Source organism: Pseudoalteromonas sp. S16_S37 (assembly GCF_014694405.1).
Taxonomy (GTDB): Bacteria; Pseudomonadota; Gammaproteobacteria; order Enterobacterales; family Alteromonadaceae; genus Pseudoalteromonas.
Genome location: NZ_JAAUWV010000071.1, coordinates 1 through 19,580 on the forward strand (window position 1 = coordinate 1; position 19,580 = coordinate 19,580).

4 protein-coding genes are annotated in these 19,580 nt (G+C 40.6%); all 4 read left to right on the forward strand.

Going from position 1 to position 19,580, the window contains the following annotated elements; all coding sequences use genetic code 11:
• The first annotated feature begins 634 nt into the window (after positions 1 to 634).
• The 4 genes from HC733_RS19855 (at position 635) to HC733_RS19870 (ending at position 19,309) form a co-directional block, all read left to right on the forward strand.
• The gene (locus HC733_RS19855; protein WP_190366732.1) at positions 635 to 1,078 is read left to right on the forward strand and encodes a hypothetical protein; all 444 of its coding nucleotides are present in this window, start codon (positions 635 to 637) and stop codon (positions 1,076 to 1,078) included.
• Positions 1,079 to 1,103: 25 nt separating this feature from the next.
• Complete coding sequence (locus tag HC733_RS19860) at positions 1,104 to 16,235, forward strand: Tc toxin subunit A-related protein (protein ID WP_190366733.1); 15,132 nt, start codon at positions 1,104 to 1,106, stop codon at positions 16,233 to 16,235.
• A 122-nt stretch (positions 16,236 to 16,357) separates the two neighbouring features.
• Complete coding sequence (locus HC733_RS19865; RefSeq protein WP_190366734.1) at positions 16,358 to 17,662, forward strand: hypothetical protein; 1,305 nt, start codon at positions 16,358 to 16,360, stop codon at positions 17,660 to 17,662.
• A gap of 777 nt (positions 17,663 to 18,439) precedes the next feature.
• Positions 18,440 to 19,309: a hypothetical protein gene (locus tag HC733_RS19870; RefSeq protein WP_190366735.1), complete on the forward strand. Its 870-nt coding sequence runs from the start codon at positions 18,440 to 18,442 to the stop codon at positions 19,307 to 19,309.
• Positions 19,310 to 19,580: the final 271 nt, after the last annotated feature.

Here is a 19,580-nt window from a genome sequence, read left to right on the forward strand (position 1 = left end):
CAAGACTATATGGCGGGGCTCCGGCATTTTAAGAAAACCATCACTGACTTGAATTGGCAAAATTTGGATGTTAGTGATGTGTTTGAATTTAAATGATTATTTATGGGGATCCCTCAGGCCATACACGATCTTACAGCGCTACCTACCGGAAGCGCTACCTACCGGACACGATTGACCTATTTCATCGCAACAGAAAGTGTATGATAAAGCGTAATGTTTGGGTTGCTATTGAATGATATCACTTGCCAAAAGAAAACATGTTTACGCTGTATTACTTCATACAAAAGCGACTTGCCCATTTATGGCACTGGCTAGGGGGAAGCAGATTGGCATTGTATTGGTATTGTCATTCACAGTTCATCAGCGCTTACGTCTTTCAAAGCAAATATACCTCAATGCCATCATCTGTGATTGACATGGCGGAGCATGCTTAAAATCTACTTTTGAGTTTCTCAGCACAAGTGGTACCCAATATTCATTGAGGCCATAAACAAACTTCGAACCTAACTGCAAGTGCCTCTTTAACGGCGCATCGTATTCTTTCTTACCAGAAAAAGCTAACGGCCTCATCCATTGCCCATGACTGGTGGTGGTGAAATTCATATTAAAAATAAACACTCACTAAGGACAAACAATGCCTTCAACTCGCAACCTAACTAGTCTCAATAATTTTTTGAGAAAGAACAAGAAAATTGATTTTAGAAATATCAACTTAAATAATGAAAAAAGCATTAATGAGTTTAATTGGCAAAGCCTAACCGATGAAAAAATACCAATTCTCGAACAATTAAAATCATACCAAAGATTATTACGAATTCTCCCTCCTAAGGATGACGTTTTTGGGCCGGAAAAAATCGCCAAGCAACTATTAAAAAATGATTTTAAATCAGCACTTCAAATCGCTGAAATGCCAAAAAAAGTATTCTTAAGCAAGACTAAATCCATATTTAAAGATGATGTGCTGGCAAACCAAGTATATAAAAACGCACTCTTCAAACGAAAAGTCGTTGCCCTTCAATATATCAATAGAACACAACTATCAGAGCCTCATACACGTAGTTCAGGCCTTCATATATAACTGATTAACTTACTAGGATAAAAAAATGACGATTAAAAATGATTTACCCGACTACTCAGGGTTATTTGGGGATGTGAATTTCAAAGCAGGTGATGACGCTCGTTCTGTATACTCTCCAGCGGCTTACCTGACTGATCTACTGCAAATGCTGGATGATGAGTTTGTTGATGATGGCAGTGAGCAAAGCGTGGATTTGGATCAACGCCGTGAAGACATTAAATCAATCCTGCTTGATGATAAAAATACAAATATCCTAATTCCTTACTTAGACATAGTGAATGAGGTACTCGAAAGCAAAATACCAGGGGGTGCTTATCAAGCGATGAGAGGTGCCCATTACCCGTTTAATATGCCATTCTCGCTAGATAATGAAAAAATTAAAAATAGCTTAAAACACTTAGGTATTTCTTATGACGAGTTGTATAAGTTATTCGCGACAACTCGAGATTATCAGCAAGTTGCTCGGGACTATTTAGGTCTATCACCGGAGGAATATGGCACACTAATAGAGAGCGACACCCCCGCATCGTTAGAGCATATTAAGGCATGTTTTGGCTATAACGGTGATGCTTTCATCGATCATATGTCTAAACTTGAAAATTTGCTGGATAGCACCCAATTAGCCGCATCTTCTGTCAGAGAAGTGTTATACCAATCACTCTATATAGATTCTTCTAACCATACTTTAGTTGAAAGTGGCCGTGAGAATTTTTACATCAATCAAAATTTACAAGATGCGGGTCCCGTATACCATTCTGGTTATGCTACTTTGAGTGAAGATGAAACCACTTTGCACTGGTACAGCCTGATTGATTCACAAAATCATGCATTACCAGTGCAATGGTTTGAGCGATTCAATCGATTTGTGCGATTGGCACAAAAATCAAATATTACTTTCACTGAGCTAGATCACATCCTGATTGCTTGCTGTCGTATTAATAACACTGCGACTTTAAATAAGGAAACTTTGACTCGCATTGCGCAAGTAGTTCATCTACATAAAGTGAATGAACAACCAATTGACACTGTCCTTGCTATCATTTCGTCTATCAATTACCAAGGTCAGGGAAATGACGCACTTCCGCAAGATCAATTCAATCAAATTTTTAACCACCCTTGTATCAAAGTTGACAATCGTTATATTCATATTAGTGATGTCATGGGGTCAATTCCCGCGCAGTACACAGACACCACCTATAACGAATATGCCGCCCTAGAGTACCACGCCGATTTATTTTCAGAAGAAAACGCTGAATACAGAAAACGCTTGTATCACACGCTTAATTTCTCTGAAACGGATCTCATCAATATTACTCAATATTTAGAGTACAAGGGGGCCGTGGAAAGTTCATTGTGGAACAAAGTGGATAAGGAGTGGGAGCTACTGAACACACTTTATCGAGTTCACGCGCTATCTAATGGCTTAGATGTGCATTTCCTTGAACTTTTCAAAATGTTTGAACTGTTGGAGAAAGATCCCTTTATTGGCCGTTACGATCCTCTTAACTACTTTATTTATCAGATGCCTAGTACGCAAAAGTGCTTTGATATTTTTGTAAGTGACGATATCAACAACCGACTTTGGTTAGTAGAGTCTCTGTGTGCGCTTAAAAAATGGATGTCTGAACTTGGCTATTCAGCTGATCTGCTATGGAAAATCGTCAATAACTCACCTTTAAATGATAACGAAAAAGATGCACAAAAAGCAGCTGATTTAAACTTATTCAACACCCTGTTACAAACTGTAGAGTCGCTAAAACTGACGCCTGAAGTATTTGAATTAGCACTCAATGATACGCGTGCAGCACGCTTTGCCTATGAATTGTCTACCGCAAATAAAAATACGCACTGTGATTCTGATGAGCATATGAATGGTGTAAGTAATTCACACAGAAAGTTGCTAAAACAACAATTAATTGAGTACACCCCTAATGCAAGTGAAGACTTAGCGAATGCTTTTATTCAACAATTAGAGCAGATCACAAACCGTGAATTTATGGGATTACCGCTACATGAAAAGTTGCTTGAAAAGGTTTATCGAAACTTGATCAATCATCAAGTAATCGATGGCAATGGCGCTATTCTTATTAGTGGAAAAGATACTGATGATGTCATTGATGAGGATGACTTTAGCCTTGAGTATGACTTCAGTCACCATAGTGACCAGCTGTACGCTTTACTACATGAGATTTATCAAGAGCAAGCACAGAACAATCCGGATGAGGTTGAAATTCAGATATTTGTCTCTGATTTGAGAAAGTTAGACCTGACAACAGCAGAAGCCAAAGAGCTTTATGATAACTTAATCTTTAATGGCTATATTGATGAAGAAGGCCATGTCAGAAACGCGTCATTGTTTAGTCAGGCACAATCTGAAGCACCGATAATACTTCAAGCAGGACTAAATGAATTAAGCGCATATATATATGAGCACATCACCACACAGGTAAACAAGTTTAAGGCCAGCCAAATTCATATTAGCGAGCAAATATTTTCACATATTTCGCTTAAACCTGCTGCCCTGCAAGATTTAATGGCCAATTTACAGATTAATGGCCATATCGATTCAGAACAACAACTTATAGATCCTATACGTTTGATTGATGCAACAGCCGAAACACTCAATTTAGATCTACAGTTTTACCCCCATCGTCAAAAAATTTATGAGGCATTACAGGAGGCCATTGCTCAGCACAAAAAAGCATACTTGTCAGTTGAACGTGCTTATTTATCTGAAGTGTCAGCAAAAACAGTTTCGCGCTGGATCCATGAAGACTTGCAGCAAAACTACTTACACGGTGATCATATCCGCCTTCGAGCAATTGCGAGCTCATTCTTTCTAGCCCCTGAAAATAAGTCTGATTTTAATTTACGGCACTATTTTGATGAAACAAGCACAGAAATTATTTTCGAGCATGTTGCAGGTATCGTTGAGTATGCAGATAAATATAGGCTCAGCGAGCAACCTCTCGCGACATTGGGATTTAGTGACGCTGAAATTGAAGGTGTTAAAATTGCGCTGCAAAACATGGATGTCCTCACATCAAGCGGCCTGCTTACTCCTGAGCAGTTTTCATTCTTTTTGGTTGCAGAAAATGCCGCGAATTTTAGCGTGCCCGGGTTCGAAGATTTTGATAAGGAAATATTCTTTTTACTTTATGAAATTGCAAACAACATCGAAAACACCCTTGCAGCAATCGATAGTGCCTTAGAGCAACAACGAGACAATCAAGAGAATTCAGTTATAGCATTACTCACAAATGCATTAGGCATAGACGATTCAGCCGTAAAAATTCTGACACAAGAATTCTTCCAGGCAGACGAGAATCTACATATAGCCTGGTTGCGTCCTTTGATTGAGTCTGCCGATGTGCTCAACACAATGAATGAGCTACCCACGGATAAACACTATTGCCAAACTGTAAGTCGTATTCGTCAGCTCGCTTTATTGATCAAAAAACTACAACTGACACCAGAAGAAATTGCGCTTTTTCTTAAAGATCAGAACATCTTAGCTAAATTCCCAGAAGCGCTTAAATTGCCAGACGGCATCACATCAATCGACGCAGTCTTAGAGTCTGAAGATTTTCTCTATTTATTTAAAAATGATGAGTTTTGGCTATATCAGTCCCATGACTACAGCATGATTGACAAAAAAAATCTGCAAGCAGGTAACAGCGACATTGATGATGAACTGATTGAAAAACAAAAAGACAATGAAGCATTACAAAAACGACTAAAAGAAGACCCTATCCGGCAGCTATTTGAAAAAGAAAATATTTCTCAGGTTGATGCCAGCTTTATCGACTCACAGGGAACCTGGTGTGTGATATCGGGTGAATACCATTACGTAAAGTACGCTGATTCAGATACATGGGATAAGCGCGATAACCGTTTTGGTGAAGTTGAAAATGAATTCGATAATCTTGAGTGGATAGATAGTACTTATGTTGATACGCAAGGAAAGTTATATATCTTTTCTAAAGATAAATACGTTCGTTACTCAAATACTCAAGCGCAGCAGCCTGTGATTGATCTAGGTTACCCCAAGCATATTGCACAGCACTGGAATGACGAAAATCAACCGATCCAATTACCCGATTCACTCACTCAGCATTTAGGCCCACTTATAGATGGGACAGATAGGGTGAGCTATGCGTTTTCTGGTAATCAATTTGTGTCCTCTGAAGACGGGCAATTACACGATGTAAGTGAAAAATGGGGGCATAGAGAGCATAACTTTGGCCAAATAAGGAATATTGATGCGGCCATGACAATGGATGGCGACTATATGCTCTTTTCCGGTGATAAAGTGGTTAAATATAGTGGCAGTATAGAGCTGGCAAACCTTCAGCCAGATACAGGCTACCCAAAAGCACTCTATCAGGAGTTTGATGCACTACCGAATAAGTTTGGCGACGGAATAGATGCAGCCTTACAAGGTGTGGATACCCGAACATACCTTTTCCATGACAATGAGTTTGTCACGATAGAAGGCAGCACCACGAGCCCAATAGCAAAAACTGCGCAGCAATGGGGAAAGGTGGCAAACGAAATTGAAACGTCAGGAACCATAGACGCAGCGCTAGTCGGTTTAGATGGTAGAACTTACCTGTTTTCAGGTGATCTATATGTGCGTTACTCAGGTGACATATATGATGAAGTTGATGATGGTTTTCCTCGTAATATTGCTCAGGACTGGGAAGGTTTAACGCAAGTGACAGCGGCATTTGTGCTTGGCAATAAAACTTACCTGTTTGGGCGAAATGAAGACAACCAGCCTATCTATGTACGCTATTCAAGCATACATATGGAAGAAGGCGACTTCCTGGAAGCGGACAAGCCCGATCCCAACGCAAGAAATTTAGAAACTGTGCTCAAATACAGGTCAGATGTGGATGAGATTGAAGTCTTTCCCGCAGCAATGGATGATAAGTTTTGGTCTTTACCGGCCAGTGTCACACAAGGGGAAGATGATTTTCAAATTGATGCTGTGATGAATGGACCTGACGGCAAAGTTTATCTATTTTTTGGTAACCATTATATCGAACACCATCATGCTAATCGTTGGTGGTCTGAACCAAAGTTACTCACCGAAAAATGGCAACATTTGCCGCAAGAGTTGAATAAAGTTGCGGCCGCTTTTAGTGGAAAAGACGGGAAAACTTACCTGTTTTTCGACAACAAGTTTATTCGTTTTAGCCACAAGAATTTGAATAAAATAGACAATGGCTACCCTAAATTAACAAATAAATATTGGGGTAAGGTACGCAATACCATTCAAAAAACAGGGCAGGTCGATGCCACACTGGTTGTTGAGTCTCGTTGGCAAGAGCAGAATAGACAAGGCATCTTAGCCGATTTTGTTGAAATGCACACTTATCTGTTTTCAGGCGATCAAATGTATCGTTATAAAGGTAGCGATTATTCAAGCGTTGAACCGGGTTACCCGAGATCTATCCATCGCCTTAAAGATGAACCTCGTTTTAAAGGGTTAGAAACTGAGTTTCCTAACGGACTGGACGCAGCTTTTGCAGATCAACGTCAAATATACCTCTTTAAAGATGATAGTTTTCATGTCGTGATTGGCGATGAAGAAACCTATAAAAAGTATGAACACGAAAAATTAACCAATATTCAGGCCATGACTCAGGAAAAGGGCGATGTTTATGTGCTTGGCAAAGAAGACAATGCCCGTTGGCATAAATTTAACCACTTGGAATCCAGTGCGCTTAAAACGGTGCCGGCCTTACCGCGAATGGCCGAAAAAGCACAAACAGCGTTGAGTGATGCGATTTCTACAATTTTAAATACGCCAGATGGCAACAGCTATGTTTTTGCTGGGGATAAATATTTTGATACTTCACTTGGTTTGAGTTTTAAAACAAGCGACGTGTGGGGGCGCTCCCTTAATCCAATTTATGATCAGGGTAGTTTGGATGCGGCTTTTGTTGGCCGTGATGGGGTGACCTATGTTTTCTCAGGCGAATGGTTTGTTCAGTACGATACACCTGATTATACCAATAGTACGGTTATGTATCCGCCAAGAAAAATAAGTGATAAATGGCATGGGCTGAAAAATGTCGCATTAGCTTATGTATGGAAAGGCACAACCTATTTATGTGAACACCCTGATAACGAAGGAAACTTCCGCTTGCTTCGTTATACAGATGAAGATTACAGCAGACCAGATCCAGGTTATCCACAAATGGGCGGCCCAGATTTTTGGCAGATCCCAGAGGCCTATGCTCAAGAAGGGTTTGATACACTAGATACTATTTTTGTACTCGAAGATAACTTGATATTTATCAGCGACCAAGAATTTATCCGTTTTAATCTAAAGCATGAAACTTGGAGTTATCCGCAGCCACTATCGCTCATTTACCCCGGTATTCCCTTTAATAAAACTGATTTTCAGGATCTGAAATCTGGCTTTGTAGGGGCTGATGGTAAAGCGTACTTCTTCAATGAACACAGCTTTATAAGTAGCATTGACGATGCCTGGACACAGCCCAAAAATATTAAAGGCCATTGGGGTAAGCAAACTAATATATTTGAAAACGGGGTAGATGCAAGCTACGTCGCCTCGGGTGGAACGAGTTATCTTTTTGCTGGTAATCAGTACGTTCGTTATAGCATTTCTCTCGATATGCCTAACGACTACCGCTATGTAGATGAAGGTTACCCTAAACACATAGCCACTTATTTGCACCAAGAACCTGCGTTTTCAGCGCTACCTAAAATGTTTCAACAACACTTGGATACGCTAGAAACTAACAATGAAAGCCATTACTTTTCAGGTTTTTGTGATACAGGGCGCAGTTTGTACGTATTTAGTCAAGATAGCCTACATACTTGGTCAGAAAATAAGTATGAAGTGTACTCCATTGAAGGGTTAGGCCAAGTTGAAAACAACTTCACACAAGGAGGGGTAGTTGATGCTGCCTTTGTGAATAAAGATGATAAATTAACCTATTTATTTTCTGGTGAGCAATACATTCGCTATTCCGGTGATGAATATAGATTTATTGATGAAGGTTACCCAAAACTGATTGCACAGGACTTGGCGTCTGAATTGGGGGTCAATGACTTGCCAGAGTATTTTAACGATGGAATCGATGCGGCTAGTTTGTTACCAAACAAAATGCTCTATTTAGCAAAAGACCGTAACTATTTAGCTATTTATGCAGGTAACACTTCCTCTGGAGATATTAAAAACCTGATCGGGAAAATGGAAAATGCATTCACTTTAGACCCTAAGATAGACGGTGCTTATACCGATGCGCAAGGGGTTTTATATGTGTTTAAAGGCACTCAATTTATTAGATATAGTGATACGCAAAAGTTGCTTTCGTTGAATCGATACAATGATGCCTGTTATACCGATACTGGCTTCCCACAGAATATCAATGAACACTGGTCTAGGTTAGGCGATGAAATCTTGCCCTCTACAGGTATAGACAGTGTTTTCAAGTTAGATGATCAGGTTTATTTTCACACCGCTCAGAGTTTTGTAACTTATGAGGCTGATTTAAGCGATAAAGATGAAATTAAACCGTCTCAGGTATTGGCATATCGATTTGGCTGCTGGTCTGACTATTTGCTTAGTGATATTCAGGCGATCAGCCAATTTAAAGCACTGAATGAGCTTTTTACAGGGGAAGAACTTTCATTAACTGAATTAGTCACAGGCGCAAATGGGCAGGTTAAAGAACCCTATATGCAATTTGCCGCCATTTTCGGATTTGAGAAAGAGCAGGTTCGTTGGTTAAAGCAGCGCAATGCCTTTTTACCGAGACCGAGCAATGCGTTAGAAACGAAATTTGATATAGAGCAAGTGTTGCGTTTGTATCATATTTTGGCCACAACACAGCGCCTTAATGTAGAGATCATACCGCTTTATAAAAACCTCTGGCAAAATTTATATGGCTCTATGCGCAATGATGCAAATGCAGCTCTGGCGGCTAATAATCTACTGCTACAAGTCGGTTGTGATAACAATTATCAGGTATTAGCCAAGCAAATTAATCGTGAGTTAAATGCGCTTAAGCGAGATGCACTGGTGCCATATGTGATCTCTCAAGACGCAAGTATAGATAACACTCGGGACCTATATCAGAAACTTTTAATTGATATTCAAATGGACTCAAGTGCAGAAACCTCACGTATTAAAGAGGCTACCGCTGCATTGCAGTTGTATATGCACCGCTTTTTTGTCAATTTAGAAGACTTACAACTGGATGCGGTTGATCAACATGCAGCGCGTGAAGATTTAAAAGAACGCTGGGAATGGTTAAAGAGCTATCGGGTTTGGGAAGCAAACCGAAAAGTTTTTCTTTATCCAGAAAACTATTTACGCCCAGAACTAAGAGATACAATATCCCCTGCATTTAAAGGACTTCAAGAAAGTTTAACACAGGGAGAATTAACCGAAGAGCTGGTTAAAGATGCCTACATAAAATATTTGGATGCTTCAACAGAAGCTTGCCAATTAAATATCGCAGGTGGTTATGTTTATGATGACCAACAGAGCAACGATAAAAATTTGGCTTTATTTGGCCGCACTCGTACGGCTCCTTATCGTTACTCCTATCGATTTGCCTCGTTGGTTAATGGCAGTAGCAGAGCGATAAAATGGCAACCATGGCAAGAACTGGATATACAAATTCCCAGTGAAAATGTGGAGCCAATCTATGCTTTTAATCGTCTATTTGTATTTTGGACAGAACTTGAAGAAACGATCCCCAATGCGGCTTCAGGCTCAGTTAATATTAGAGAGAGTGGCAGTACTTTTAGTGCGTCTTCTGGCAACAATGTACAGTATCGTATAAATGTCTATTATTCATTTTATAACCTGAATAAGACTTGGTCTCGGCCACAATTATTAAATACGAGTAGTTATTTATATCGATCGTTTCGGATCTATCCGAATCAAATAAAGCTTTTTGTAAAAACACTTGTCAATCACGAAGGGCTAACTGAAATACATGCAACAGTGCGTTGCAAGAACTTGGGAAGATACTACCATTCAGGCCATGGCCATTATCATTCTTACTATTATGTTGCATACCCAACATTTAGCCTGACCTCAGAATTAACAAGCCGTTATGTGGGAAATTGGTCAGTTGGTAATCCTGGTCAAGGTGTGTTCAATAAGTTGTTCCCCAATGAAGGGAATATAAGTGAGAACAATGCAATTATGCTCAGTGGCCAGAACAGCTCGGTAGACAGCCCTTGGTTTGCTTATAACCACAAAGGCAGCAGTTTTCTGGTTAAGCCCGATGTTGTTTCACTACCTGACAACGTTTGGCCTACACCTGTAACACAAAGTAATATGCCTACTTCGGCAACTATTACCGCAGCGTTTCAGGTGGCAGACAACAGCGATGTTTACTTCTTTCTCTCGGATAAAACCTATCAAGTTTTATCCGAAAATGGCACGCTACTATCTGATGCTAAACCCATTAACAGCCGCTGGGGAATGCAATTTTTAACCGAAATGCAGACTACTAAAACAGTTGATGCCGCATTTGTATTAGATGGATTCAACTACCTAACATTAAACAATGAACTTTATAAGTACGATGATGCACTGGATGTAATACAGGAGCTACCCCAGCCGCTCAACGCGCTGATTACTGACCTTCCATCACAGTGGAATAAAATTGATGCGAGCTATACCAAAAGCAATCACCTGTGTTTATTCAATAAAGAAACTGGAAAAGTATTTAATAGTGAAGGTAACGGGTTAACGCAAAATATACGCAGCCGCTTTGCCTTACCTCAGCCTGTACAAGATGGCTTAATTACAACTGCTGACGCTGCAATCGTGTTTCAAGACCAAGTTCACGTTATTGAAAGCAATCAATATGCTTCATATGGTGCTGATGGTGTTGCGATTGTGCATCCAAGCGCAAGTGTGCAAACCCTAGCCGATTCTCTTTTTGGCCAGAGTGTAGCTGACTTAGTCAGTGCCGATGAAGCCGTAACCGGCATGATGGCTATCGAGGGAGGGGTTTGGCTACGTAGTACGAATGCACTTAATTTTATCAATGAAGCTGGTATTGTTCAGAAGCCTATTTTGTCAGCTGATGATCCGGGGTTAGTGGGTTATTGGCCGCTAGATGGTAACATCGAAGATTTTCAAGTAAATGGTACTAAAAGTAATGGGATTATTCATGGTGATGAAAACTGGGATGGTGTATCAGATTGCCCGATTTCAGTTGGTGAAGAAACACAAGCTTTCAGATTTGGAGAATCGACTAATCTACAAGTTTGGGGAAGTTCAATATCAACAAATAACGAAAGTTGGACTATTGAGTTTTGGGTAAAGCTTGGTACAGATGAATTTCAATATATATTACGTAGACGACATCAACTATTGATGTTTTTCAATAATGGATTGAGGACGGGGTTTAATAATACCCAATTTGTTAATTCTTCTATTTCGATTCAATCGAATACATGGCACCATATTTCAGCTGTTTATGATTCTAATAGCTTAAAAGGAACTCTATATATTGATGGGCAGGAGGCTATTGTGCAAAACAATAGCTTATACACTTCAGGCTCAAGCATACTAAGTTTCGATATAAAGAATGGACACCTTTCTGAAGTAAGAGCTTGGAATACAGCACAAAGCCAATCAGAGATCCAGGCGAATATGAATCGCCGTTTACTGAATGAAAATTTTCTGTATCCAACTCCATTTGATGAAACAAACATAAATTGGACAAGTGGTATAGCGTATACCCATGAAGCCAATACATACAATATTGCTTTTTATGACGGTAATATCGCACGAGCCTGGCAAAATGACTCTGAGATTGACTTTGGTGGGCGGAGTACCTTTGAGCATGGCGTGAATGTCACAGCTGCATTTACTTCTAGTAATGGTAAAAACCTGATCATTGTCATAAATTCGAATCGCTATCATATTTTTGAACACTCTCAATCGCCTGAAGAAATTTTAACTGAACTCAAAAGTGGTACTAATAGGGGAGATTTGGCTTCTTTACCAAAAGAAGTCTACCTAGGCGATGAGATGCAGCAAAACCCGATTTGGGCGAATAACAGTGTAGATGCGGCATTCATTGGCACAGAGTCGTTGGGTGAAAAAGATGCTCTTTACTTATTTAGCGGTAACAAATACTGTCGTTATTCACCAAATAATGAGGGAGAGTTTGCGCCATATGCTGATAACGGCTATCCAAAAGATATTGTCAATAATATCGAAGGATTTCCGGCTAACTGGCAACAAGTCGACGCCGCTTTCACAGCAACAGATGGCACGAGTTATCTGTTTAACAATGCAACCAAGCGCTACTACCGCAGTGATACTGCTCAGATAGAAGCCATCGATAGGTGGGGAACCTACCTTTCAACAGACTTGATGCGCGAACAGCACGTGAAGGCCGCATTCTGTAACGATAAGTACCTCTATTTGCTCACAGATAAAGAATACTATCGCTACACGTTAACAGCAGAAAAGCAGATCCCCGATGTCATAGACTCGGATTATCCTAAGTTATTGCCAGAACTGGCTACAGAAAATCCATCGGATAATGATGAACCGGCTTCAACCAATATGGCTGAACCAACAGATGATGAGCCAGCAACAGGGCATGTCAGTGTTGATGCCATTTTCTCATTAAACGGCAGTACTTATGCTGTGCAGGGGACGCAGTACCAAAAACTAGCGTTAGTCGATAGTGCGCTTGAACTGGACAACCTTAAACAGGAAGACTTTCAACCACTCACAGGAACTTGGGGAAATATACCGACAGGTATAAGGCAAGATGGACTAAGTGCAGCTTTTAATGCTACTTACTCTGGTTTAAGCAATCTAACTTTTATCCAGAATGAAAATTACATTGAGTATCGCCTTGAAAGTGACAGTGCAACGCCCTATGTCAATGCGGATGTTAAATACGAGGTGATCCGATTAAGCTCCAGTACCGCAGAGCAGTTAAATCAGGTGCTGTTTTCTAGCGGGGTAGAAGGCTTACTGAAAATGTCGACTCAGGAAAAAGACGAATCGCCAACAATTAGTTTTGCATCAAGCCGCTGGAGAAATATTCAGATGAGTGCATCTAAATTTTCAATTGAGCCAGTTAACTCACATCTAGATTTTAACAGTGCCAACGGGCTTTATTATTGGGAAACGTTTTTCCATGCGCCGTTTTTGATTGCCCAAACGCTCAATGCCAATCAAAAATTTGAGCAGGCCAAACAGTGGTTTGAGTATATTTTTGACCCAACAGAGTCTGGCGATTATTGGAAGTTTTTGCCCTTTTTGGCAGCAGATCCTGACGCCATAATGGCAAGCTTGTTGAACGATTTAGAGCAATTAGCTCTGATCTCCAATCTAAACGTTAGTCACATACTCACCTACCAGCAAAGCTTAGCGTCTAGGTTAGCCCCTTATCAGGCGGTTTTTCTTGGCCTGAAAGACAAAGCATTGTTTGAAAGTGAACTTACTGACGCGCAAAAACTAGCCAATTTAATCCAGTGGCAGGAGTATAGCCAATTAAAAAATGCAATTGACAGCCTAACTTTGCCAAGTCAATCAAGTACTAAGGAAAAGGAAACATTTAAACGACATCTAGATGGTTTTAAGGAGGGTCTTGCCATTGTCGCAAAGCTGGATCGCCGTATTGATCTAATGAGTAATTACACTGCTCAGTTGGCAACTTATCTGGACGACCCTTTTGACCCGCACGCTATCGCTTCATTGCGACCACTTGCTTATCGCAAGGCCATCGTCATGCGATATATCGACAATTTGTTGGATTGGGGTGACATGCTGTTTCGCCAATACACCAGAGAGAGCATTAATGAAGCCAGAATGCTTTATATATTGGCTTACGATCTGTTAGGTGAAAAACCTCAAAACATGGGAAAAGTCGTATTAGAAGCACCTAAAGCCTATAAGGATTTCAAGCACTATAGCGGCAATATGCAAGAAAACTACGACTTTCTGATTGACATGGAAAACTCGGGTACGGTGGCAAATTATGAACCAAGCTTAAGTTTTGCTGCCACGCAGTTTGATACCATTACGCGTCCATATTTCTACCTCAAAGAAAATGATTTGTTTACTGAATATTGGCAACGTGTCGAAGACAAGCTTTATAAAATTCGTAGCAACTTAAATATTGATGGTGTAGCTCAGCCATTACCACTGTTCCAACCGCCCATAGATCCTATGGCGTTGGTCAATGCCGTTGCGGGCGGTGGCAGTGTTGCATCTGCTGTCGCTGCGGCTGGTGGGGCGGGTACAGTGCCAGACTACCGATTTGATGTGATGTTAAGCAAAGCGCGCGAAATTACCAGCAAACTGGCCGGTTTCAGTGACGCACTATTATCAGCGCTTGAAAAGAAAGATGCTGAAGCTTTAAGCATCCTCCAAGGCAAGCAAGAGTCGGCCATGCTCAATGTTGCGAAACAGGCAAAGCAATATCAAATTAAGGAAAGTGAGATATCGCTGGGTAACTTACAAGCAAGCCTTAGACGCGCCAAGGCGCAACTAAAGCATTATGATGAGTTGATTAATGATGGTTATTTAGACGAAGAGAAGTTGCAACTTCGCTTAATGAATACCGCAACAGGCCTTTCCAGCGCTGTGGCGCTTGGCCATCTTGCAAGTGGTGTTTCCTATATGTTACCGCAAGTTACGGTAGGGGCATTCAGCTTTGGCGCAACCTCAGGTGGTACCAATTGGGGGGCCGTCGCAGGCAAGTTTAGTGAAGCACTGCAATCAACTTCTGAGGCAGTTAGCACAGCAGGTGAAGCCGTAGGCATTAAAGCGCAGTTTGAACGGACCAAGCAAGACTGGGTATTGCAGCAAAAAATGTCAAAATATGAAATTGAGCAACTGGAATATGAAATACGAGCACAAAAAGAACGTATTAAAGCCTCACAACATGAGTTAGTACTGCATGACCAAGAGGTTGAGCACAAAAGTGCGATTAATACCTTTATGCAAGAAAAATACTCTAATGAGCAGCTTTACAGCTGGATGAGTGGCAAGCTTTCTGGGCTATTATTTCAAACGTATAAAATGGCGCACGACTATGCCAAACAAGCAGAGCAGGCATTTATTTATGAAAAAGGCCTAAAAGCGGGAGAGGTGAATTACATCAACGGTATGTACTGGGACAGTTCACAAAAAGGCATGTTCTGCGGGCAATCACTGGAGCTTGATTTAGATCGTATGGACAAAGCTTATATAGAAAATAATGGTCGCAGGCTTGAGATCACCAAAAGCATATCTTTGCTGGAATTAAACCCCCTCGCTCTGTTGGATCTACAAAGCAAAGGAGAATGTACTTTCCGCTTAAGCGAAGAGCTGTTCGACTATGATTTCCCCGGGCATTATAACCGTCAGCTCAAAACCATTTCGGTGACCTTCGAGTTACCTCAGGGGCAAAAAGTGAATGCAACACTGACGCAGCTAAATTCTAAGTTAGTGATGGCACCAGACATTAAAGCGGTTAAACATTTAATGGACCCAAGTAACGAGGCGACCACTAATGTAAGGGAAAACTGGCGTGCCAATCAGCAAGTTGCCTTATCTCATGTTGACGAATACACAGAAAACAACGGCCTGTTTGAACTGAACTTCCATGATGAGCGATACCTGCCGTTTGAAGGCACTGGCGCGGTATCAAACTGGCGTTTGGCGCTAAATGGTCACAAAGGCAGTTATAACCCAGATGACTTAGTGAACGTCATCATTAAAGCACGTTACACAGCCGAGCAAGGCGGGCAACGCTTTGCTAATGAAGTCAAAGGGTTACTTAAGCCTTATCATGCCAACACTGTGTTTGATATGGCAAACCATTTCCCTCACGCTTGGCTCGGTTTAACACAAGGAGGAGAAACTGAAGTACAGATCCAGCTCACGCAAGATATGTTCCCAAATATGAGTAGCAGCAAGATTATCGGAATGTTGGTGCGTTACCAGTATGCTGAACAATCACAAGGGGCGGTGCTAAATATCAATGATGCATTGCAGCTGGATAATGTGACATATATACAACCGAGTAACCTCAACATAGATAAATCAGGCAGCCAATGGACACTGTCATTAAAAGGTGACCCAACAGGGCTACAAAATGCAGAAATGGTCGTGGTGTATAAAGCCAAGGTATAAGCCTACAAAAATCTGCGAGTCATAACTTAACCGGGCGTTCGCGTCCGGTTATTTTTGCAAGCTATTACTGAGTTAGCACCATTAATAACGTGATGTAAGGGGTTTTATAGGTAAGGTTAATTATGAATCCACATTTAAAGAAAAAGCTTCAGCGTGCCAAAAAGAAACTGGATGGCAAAAACAGTATACATTCGGGCTCTGGCAACTTAAGTGTAAGTAAAAATAAAAGTGCACATAGCGCGCCTATTTTCAAAAAAAGTGAAGGCAAACAGGCATTGTCGCAAGGCACGCCTAAAACTGATTTTGCCACCGGTCGTACTTTGTTTCCGGTTGATGTTGGTAATGGAAAAATTCAGTACTTACCCAGTAAAAAAGATGCCACCCCCGGTGAGCAAAGACTGGGTATTTTTGTGGCGGATAAATCCATTACCAAAGCACCAGCGAATAGCTTAGACAAACAAGGTAAAATTGTCACCGAATTCGCTACCGGGCGAACCCTGTTTGCCACTCAAGACAGGTATGGCAAAACCCAATATTTGCCGTCGAAAAGTGAAGCCAGTGCTAAGGAGTTGAGCAGCGGTAAATATGTTCCAGATAAGGCAGTTAAAATTAAGTCGGTCAATACGTTAAAACCCGGTGGGAAAATGGTCAAAGATGTAACCTCAGGGCGTGCACTCTTTGCCACTACCAACAGCAAAGGAGAAACCCAGTACTTACCCGCACGCAAAGATGCCACACCTAAAGAACTCGCCAGGGGCAAATTTGTAAGCAACAAAGACATAAAACAAGATCCACTCAACCCACTTAAAATGCCCAAAAAAACGGTTACCGATGTAGCAAGTGATCGCACATTATTTGCCACAACAAGAGAGGTTGATGGCAAAGTCGAATATCTGCCCAAATACAGTGAGGCGAGTGGTCTGGAGCGTGCTTCAGGTATGTACGTAATGGACTTTGATGTGGCCGAGAATCCAAAAGACAATGATCTGTTGGAACAAGCGCCTGAAATCGATACCGACAACAATGACCGTAAAGTTTACCCGACCCGAGACGAAGAAGGCGATATTGAATACTTGCCACTGAAGAGCGAAGCGACGGATGAAGAGTTGGCGGATGGCGAGTATATTGATAACGAGGATTTTATTGCGTTTCAGGAGGCAATAAGTAAAGCCAACGTAAATGATGCTGTATCCAGCCAACTGGAGCAAGCACAGAGCGAGCAAAATAAGATTTCCACACTCAACACCCCAGAAGACATCAATACACTCAGTGAACAAGTCGATGATACGGCACCAGGCAGGTTGAGTAATGATAATGAAAGGGCCGTGGACCTTGATACTGGAATTGAAATTAATGGGGAAGCAACTCCGGAACAACCCCCAATAAGTGCGGATACCATTGAAGAGGGTAATAACACTTATGAGTAAACACTAACGTAAACCAAATAGATAACTTTCCTGCTGTTGAACCAAATGGCAAACGCTGAAAATTTAGAATGTGCTTACACTTGGTTGTGTTATCAGCGAAAAGGCAGCCACTTAAATAATGATATTTGGCATCAATAAAAGTAACCCATTATCAGTGTTGCTTGGTGATGCATTTCTCACAGCGATGGTGTAACACTTGAGCGATTACTGCCAAAATATGGCTTGCGTTATTATCTGCGCCCGTGGTGGACTAATAAAGAGCTGGATAAGTGGTTGATTTTATGCAGGACCCTTCATCAATTTCGCCATGCAGTAAAAATCATGGTCATATGTTTAGAAAAGATAAAACATATGACCATGATTTTAAAGCATTTATTTTTCATTACTTCCTGCCTTCCCCTTTCGATCCAGCTAACGCTGTTCAAATTTTCGAGGGTAAAAAAGCGGGGCAAAATCAATGTAGAACATGTTATTGGACATGGACAAAAAGTGAAATTGGGGCTGAATAAACCAGCTCTATCAAGTGTGTAAATATTACACTTATTTAAGTCATGTGAAACAAGTGAATTAATTAAATTTATTTATATAAAGTTATTTATGGTGTGAGGTGAAAATACCTTTCACTGTCCGAAATGCATCGTCTGTGTCTAAAAGTACACAGCTTCAGAACCTTAACAATCACTAAAAGGAAACCCAAGTATGATCTCCCAAATAACTAAGTCAACCTACAAATTACAAAAGAAAGTCAAACAGCATAAACCGTACCAAGGCAAAGAAATGAAGATGGTAAATTTCGATATGCCCAAGCAAAACACGAACCAAAATGTCATAACGAACGTTGTTAAAGCTATTATTAACACCCAAAACCCAAAGCAACAGTACAAGTCGATTGTGAACGAGCAGAAAAAGGTAATAGAAGATAGAAGCAAAAGCAAACACAACATCGACAATTTGAACTCTGAGTTGACCAAATTGGAACTTAGGAAAGAAGTACTACACCAACATCAACGTGAAGAAAAACATAAATTGAACATGGCGTTATTTAAAAATGGCATAGCCAACTTGATTCCATTAGGACAGACCTTGAATGACAAGGTATTTACTACAGACCCAAAAAACACCGTGAAAGAGCTTGGCAACAATACTGCGAATGGAGCTTATGATCGTATTTTTACACCGGCTAAAACGAACAAGCAAAAAAATGCTGAAGAAAATAGAAAAAACATGATTGGGAGTGCGAAAGAAAAAGCTAAGAAATACCCTAACGATCCAGTATCTTTAGTTGCCGAGTCCTTTCCTAATGTTCCCGGATTGAGTAATGTTCCAAGCACGATTATAAATACATCGCAGTCATTACTACTCAAAGAAGCACAGACCACCGAGCACAATAAGCAAAATGATAAACTGGATAGCCAAGTGGCAGCACTGAAATCGAAAATAACCAACGAAGAGCAGAATCTGTTAGCACAGGAAAAACGAGGAGAAGAGCTCTCTGATCAACTAAATAAAGTTGAACAACAAATGTACATGCAAAATTTACATAATGATCAAAGAAAAGACGACATGATGAGAAGAATTACACACCCTTACCTAACTACTATTTACCAAAATGCTGCGAATGGAGCGGAGGAGGACTCGGATAGCTAATAAAAACGGTGATACAAACAGTAAGACTAACCTAGGAACAGGCAACTGACTATATCAATAATGGCTGTATACCTTGATCAAATTATTCCATAGGTAAAGTGTAAATGTAATAAATAGTTTTGCGTCATCGTTGTATCCAACATAATGTCACAAATAGACCCTGTAACTAAATCTGTGTAACTGCCTATTATTAATCCCTATAAAGGGTTTAGGATAGGCAATGATGAATAAAAAAGAACTGGAAGCGTTTGCCAAGCAAGCTGCTAAATCA

What these genes read in the sequence shown, in the direction of transcription:
- HC733_RS19870 (WP_190366735.1), top strand. Translation starts at nt 18,440, where the DNA reads ATGAAGATGGTAAATTTCGATATGCCCAAGCAAAACACGAACCAAAAT.
- HC733_RS19865 (WP_190366734.1), top strand. Translation starts at nt 16,358, where the DNA reads ATGAATCCACATTTAAAGAAAAAGCTTCAGCGTGCCAAAAAGAAACTG.
- HC733_RS19855 (WP_190366732.1), top strand. Translation starts at nt 635, where the DNA reads ATGCCTTCAACTCGCAACCTAACTAGTCTCAATAATTTTTTGAGAAAG.
- HC733_RS19860 (WP_190366733.1), top strand. Translation starts at nt 1,104, where the DNA reads ATGACGATTAAAAATGATTTACCCGACTACTCAGGGTTATTTGGGGAT.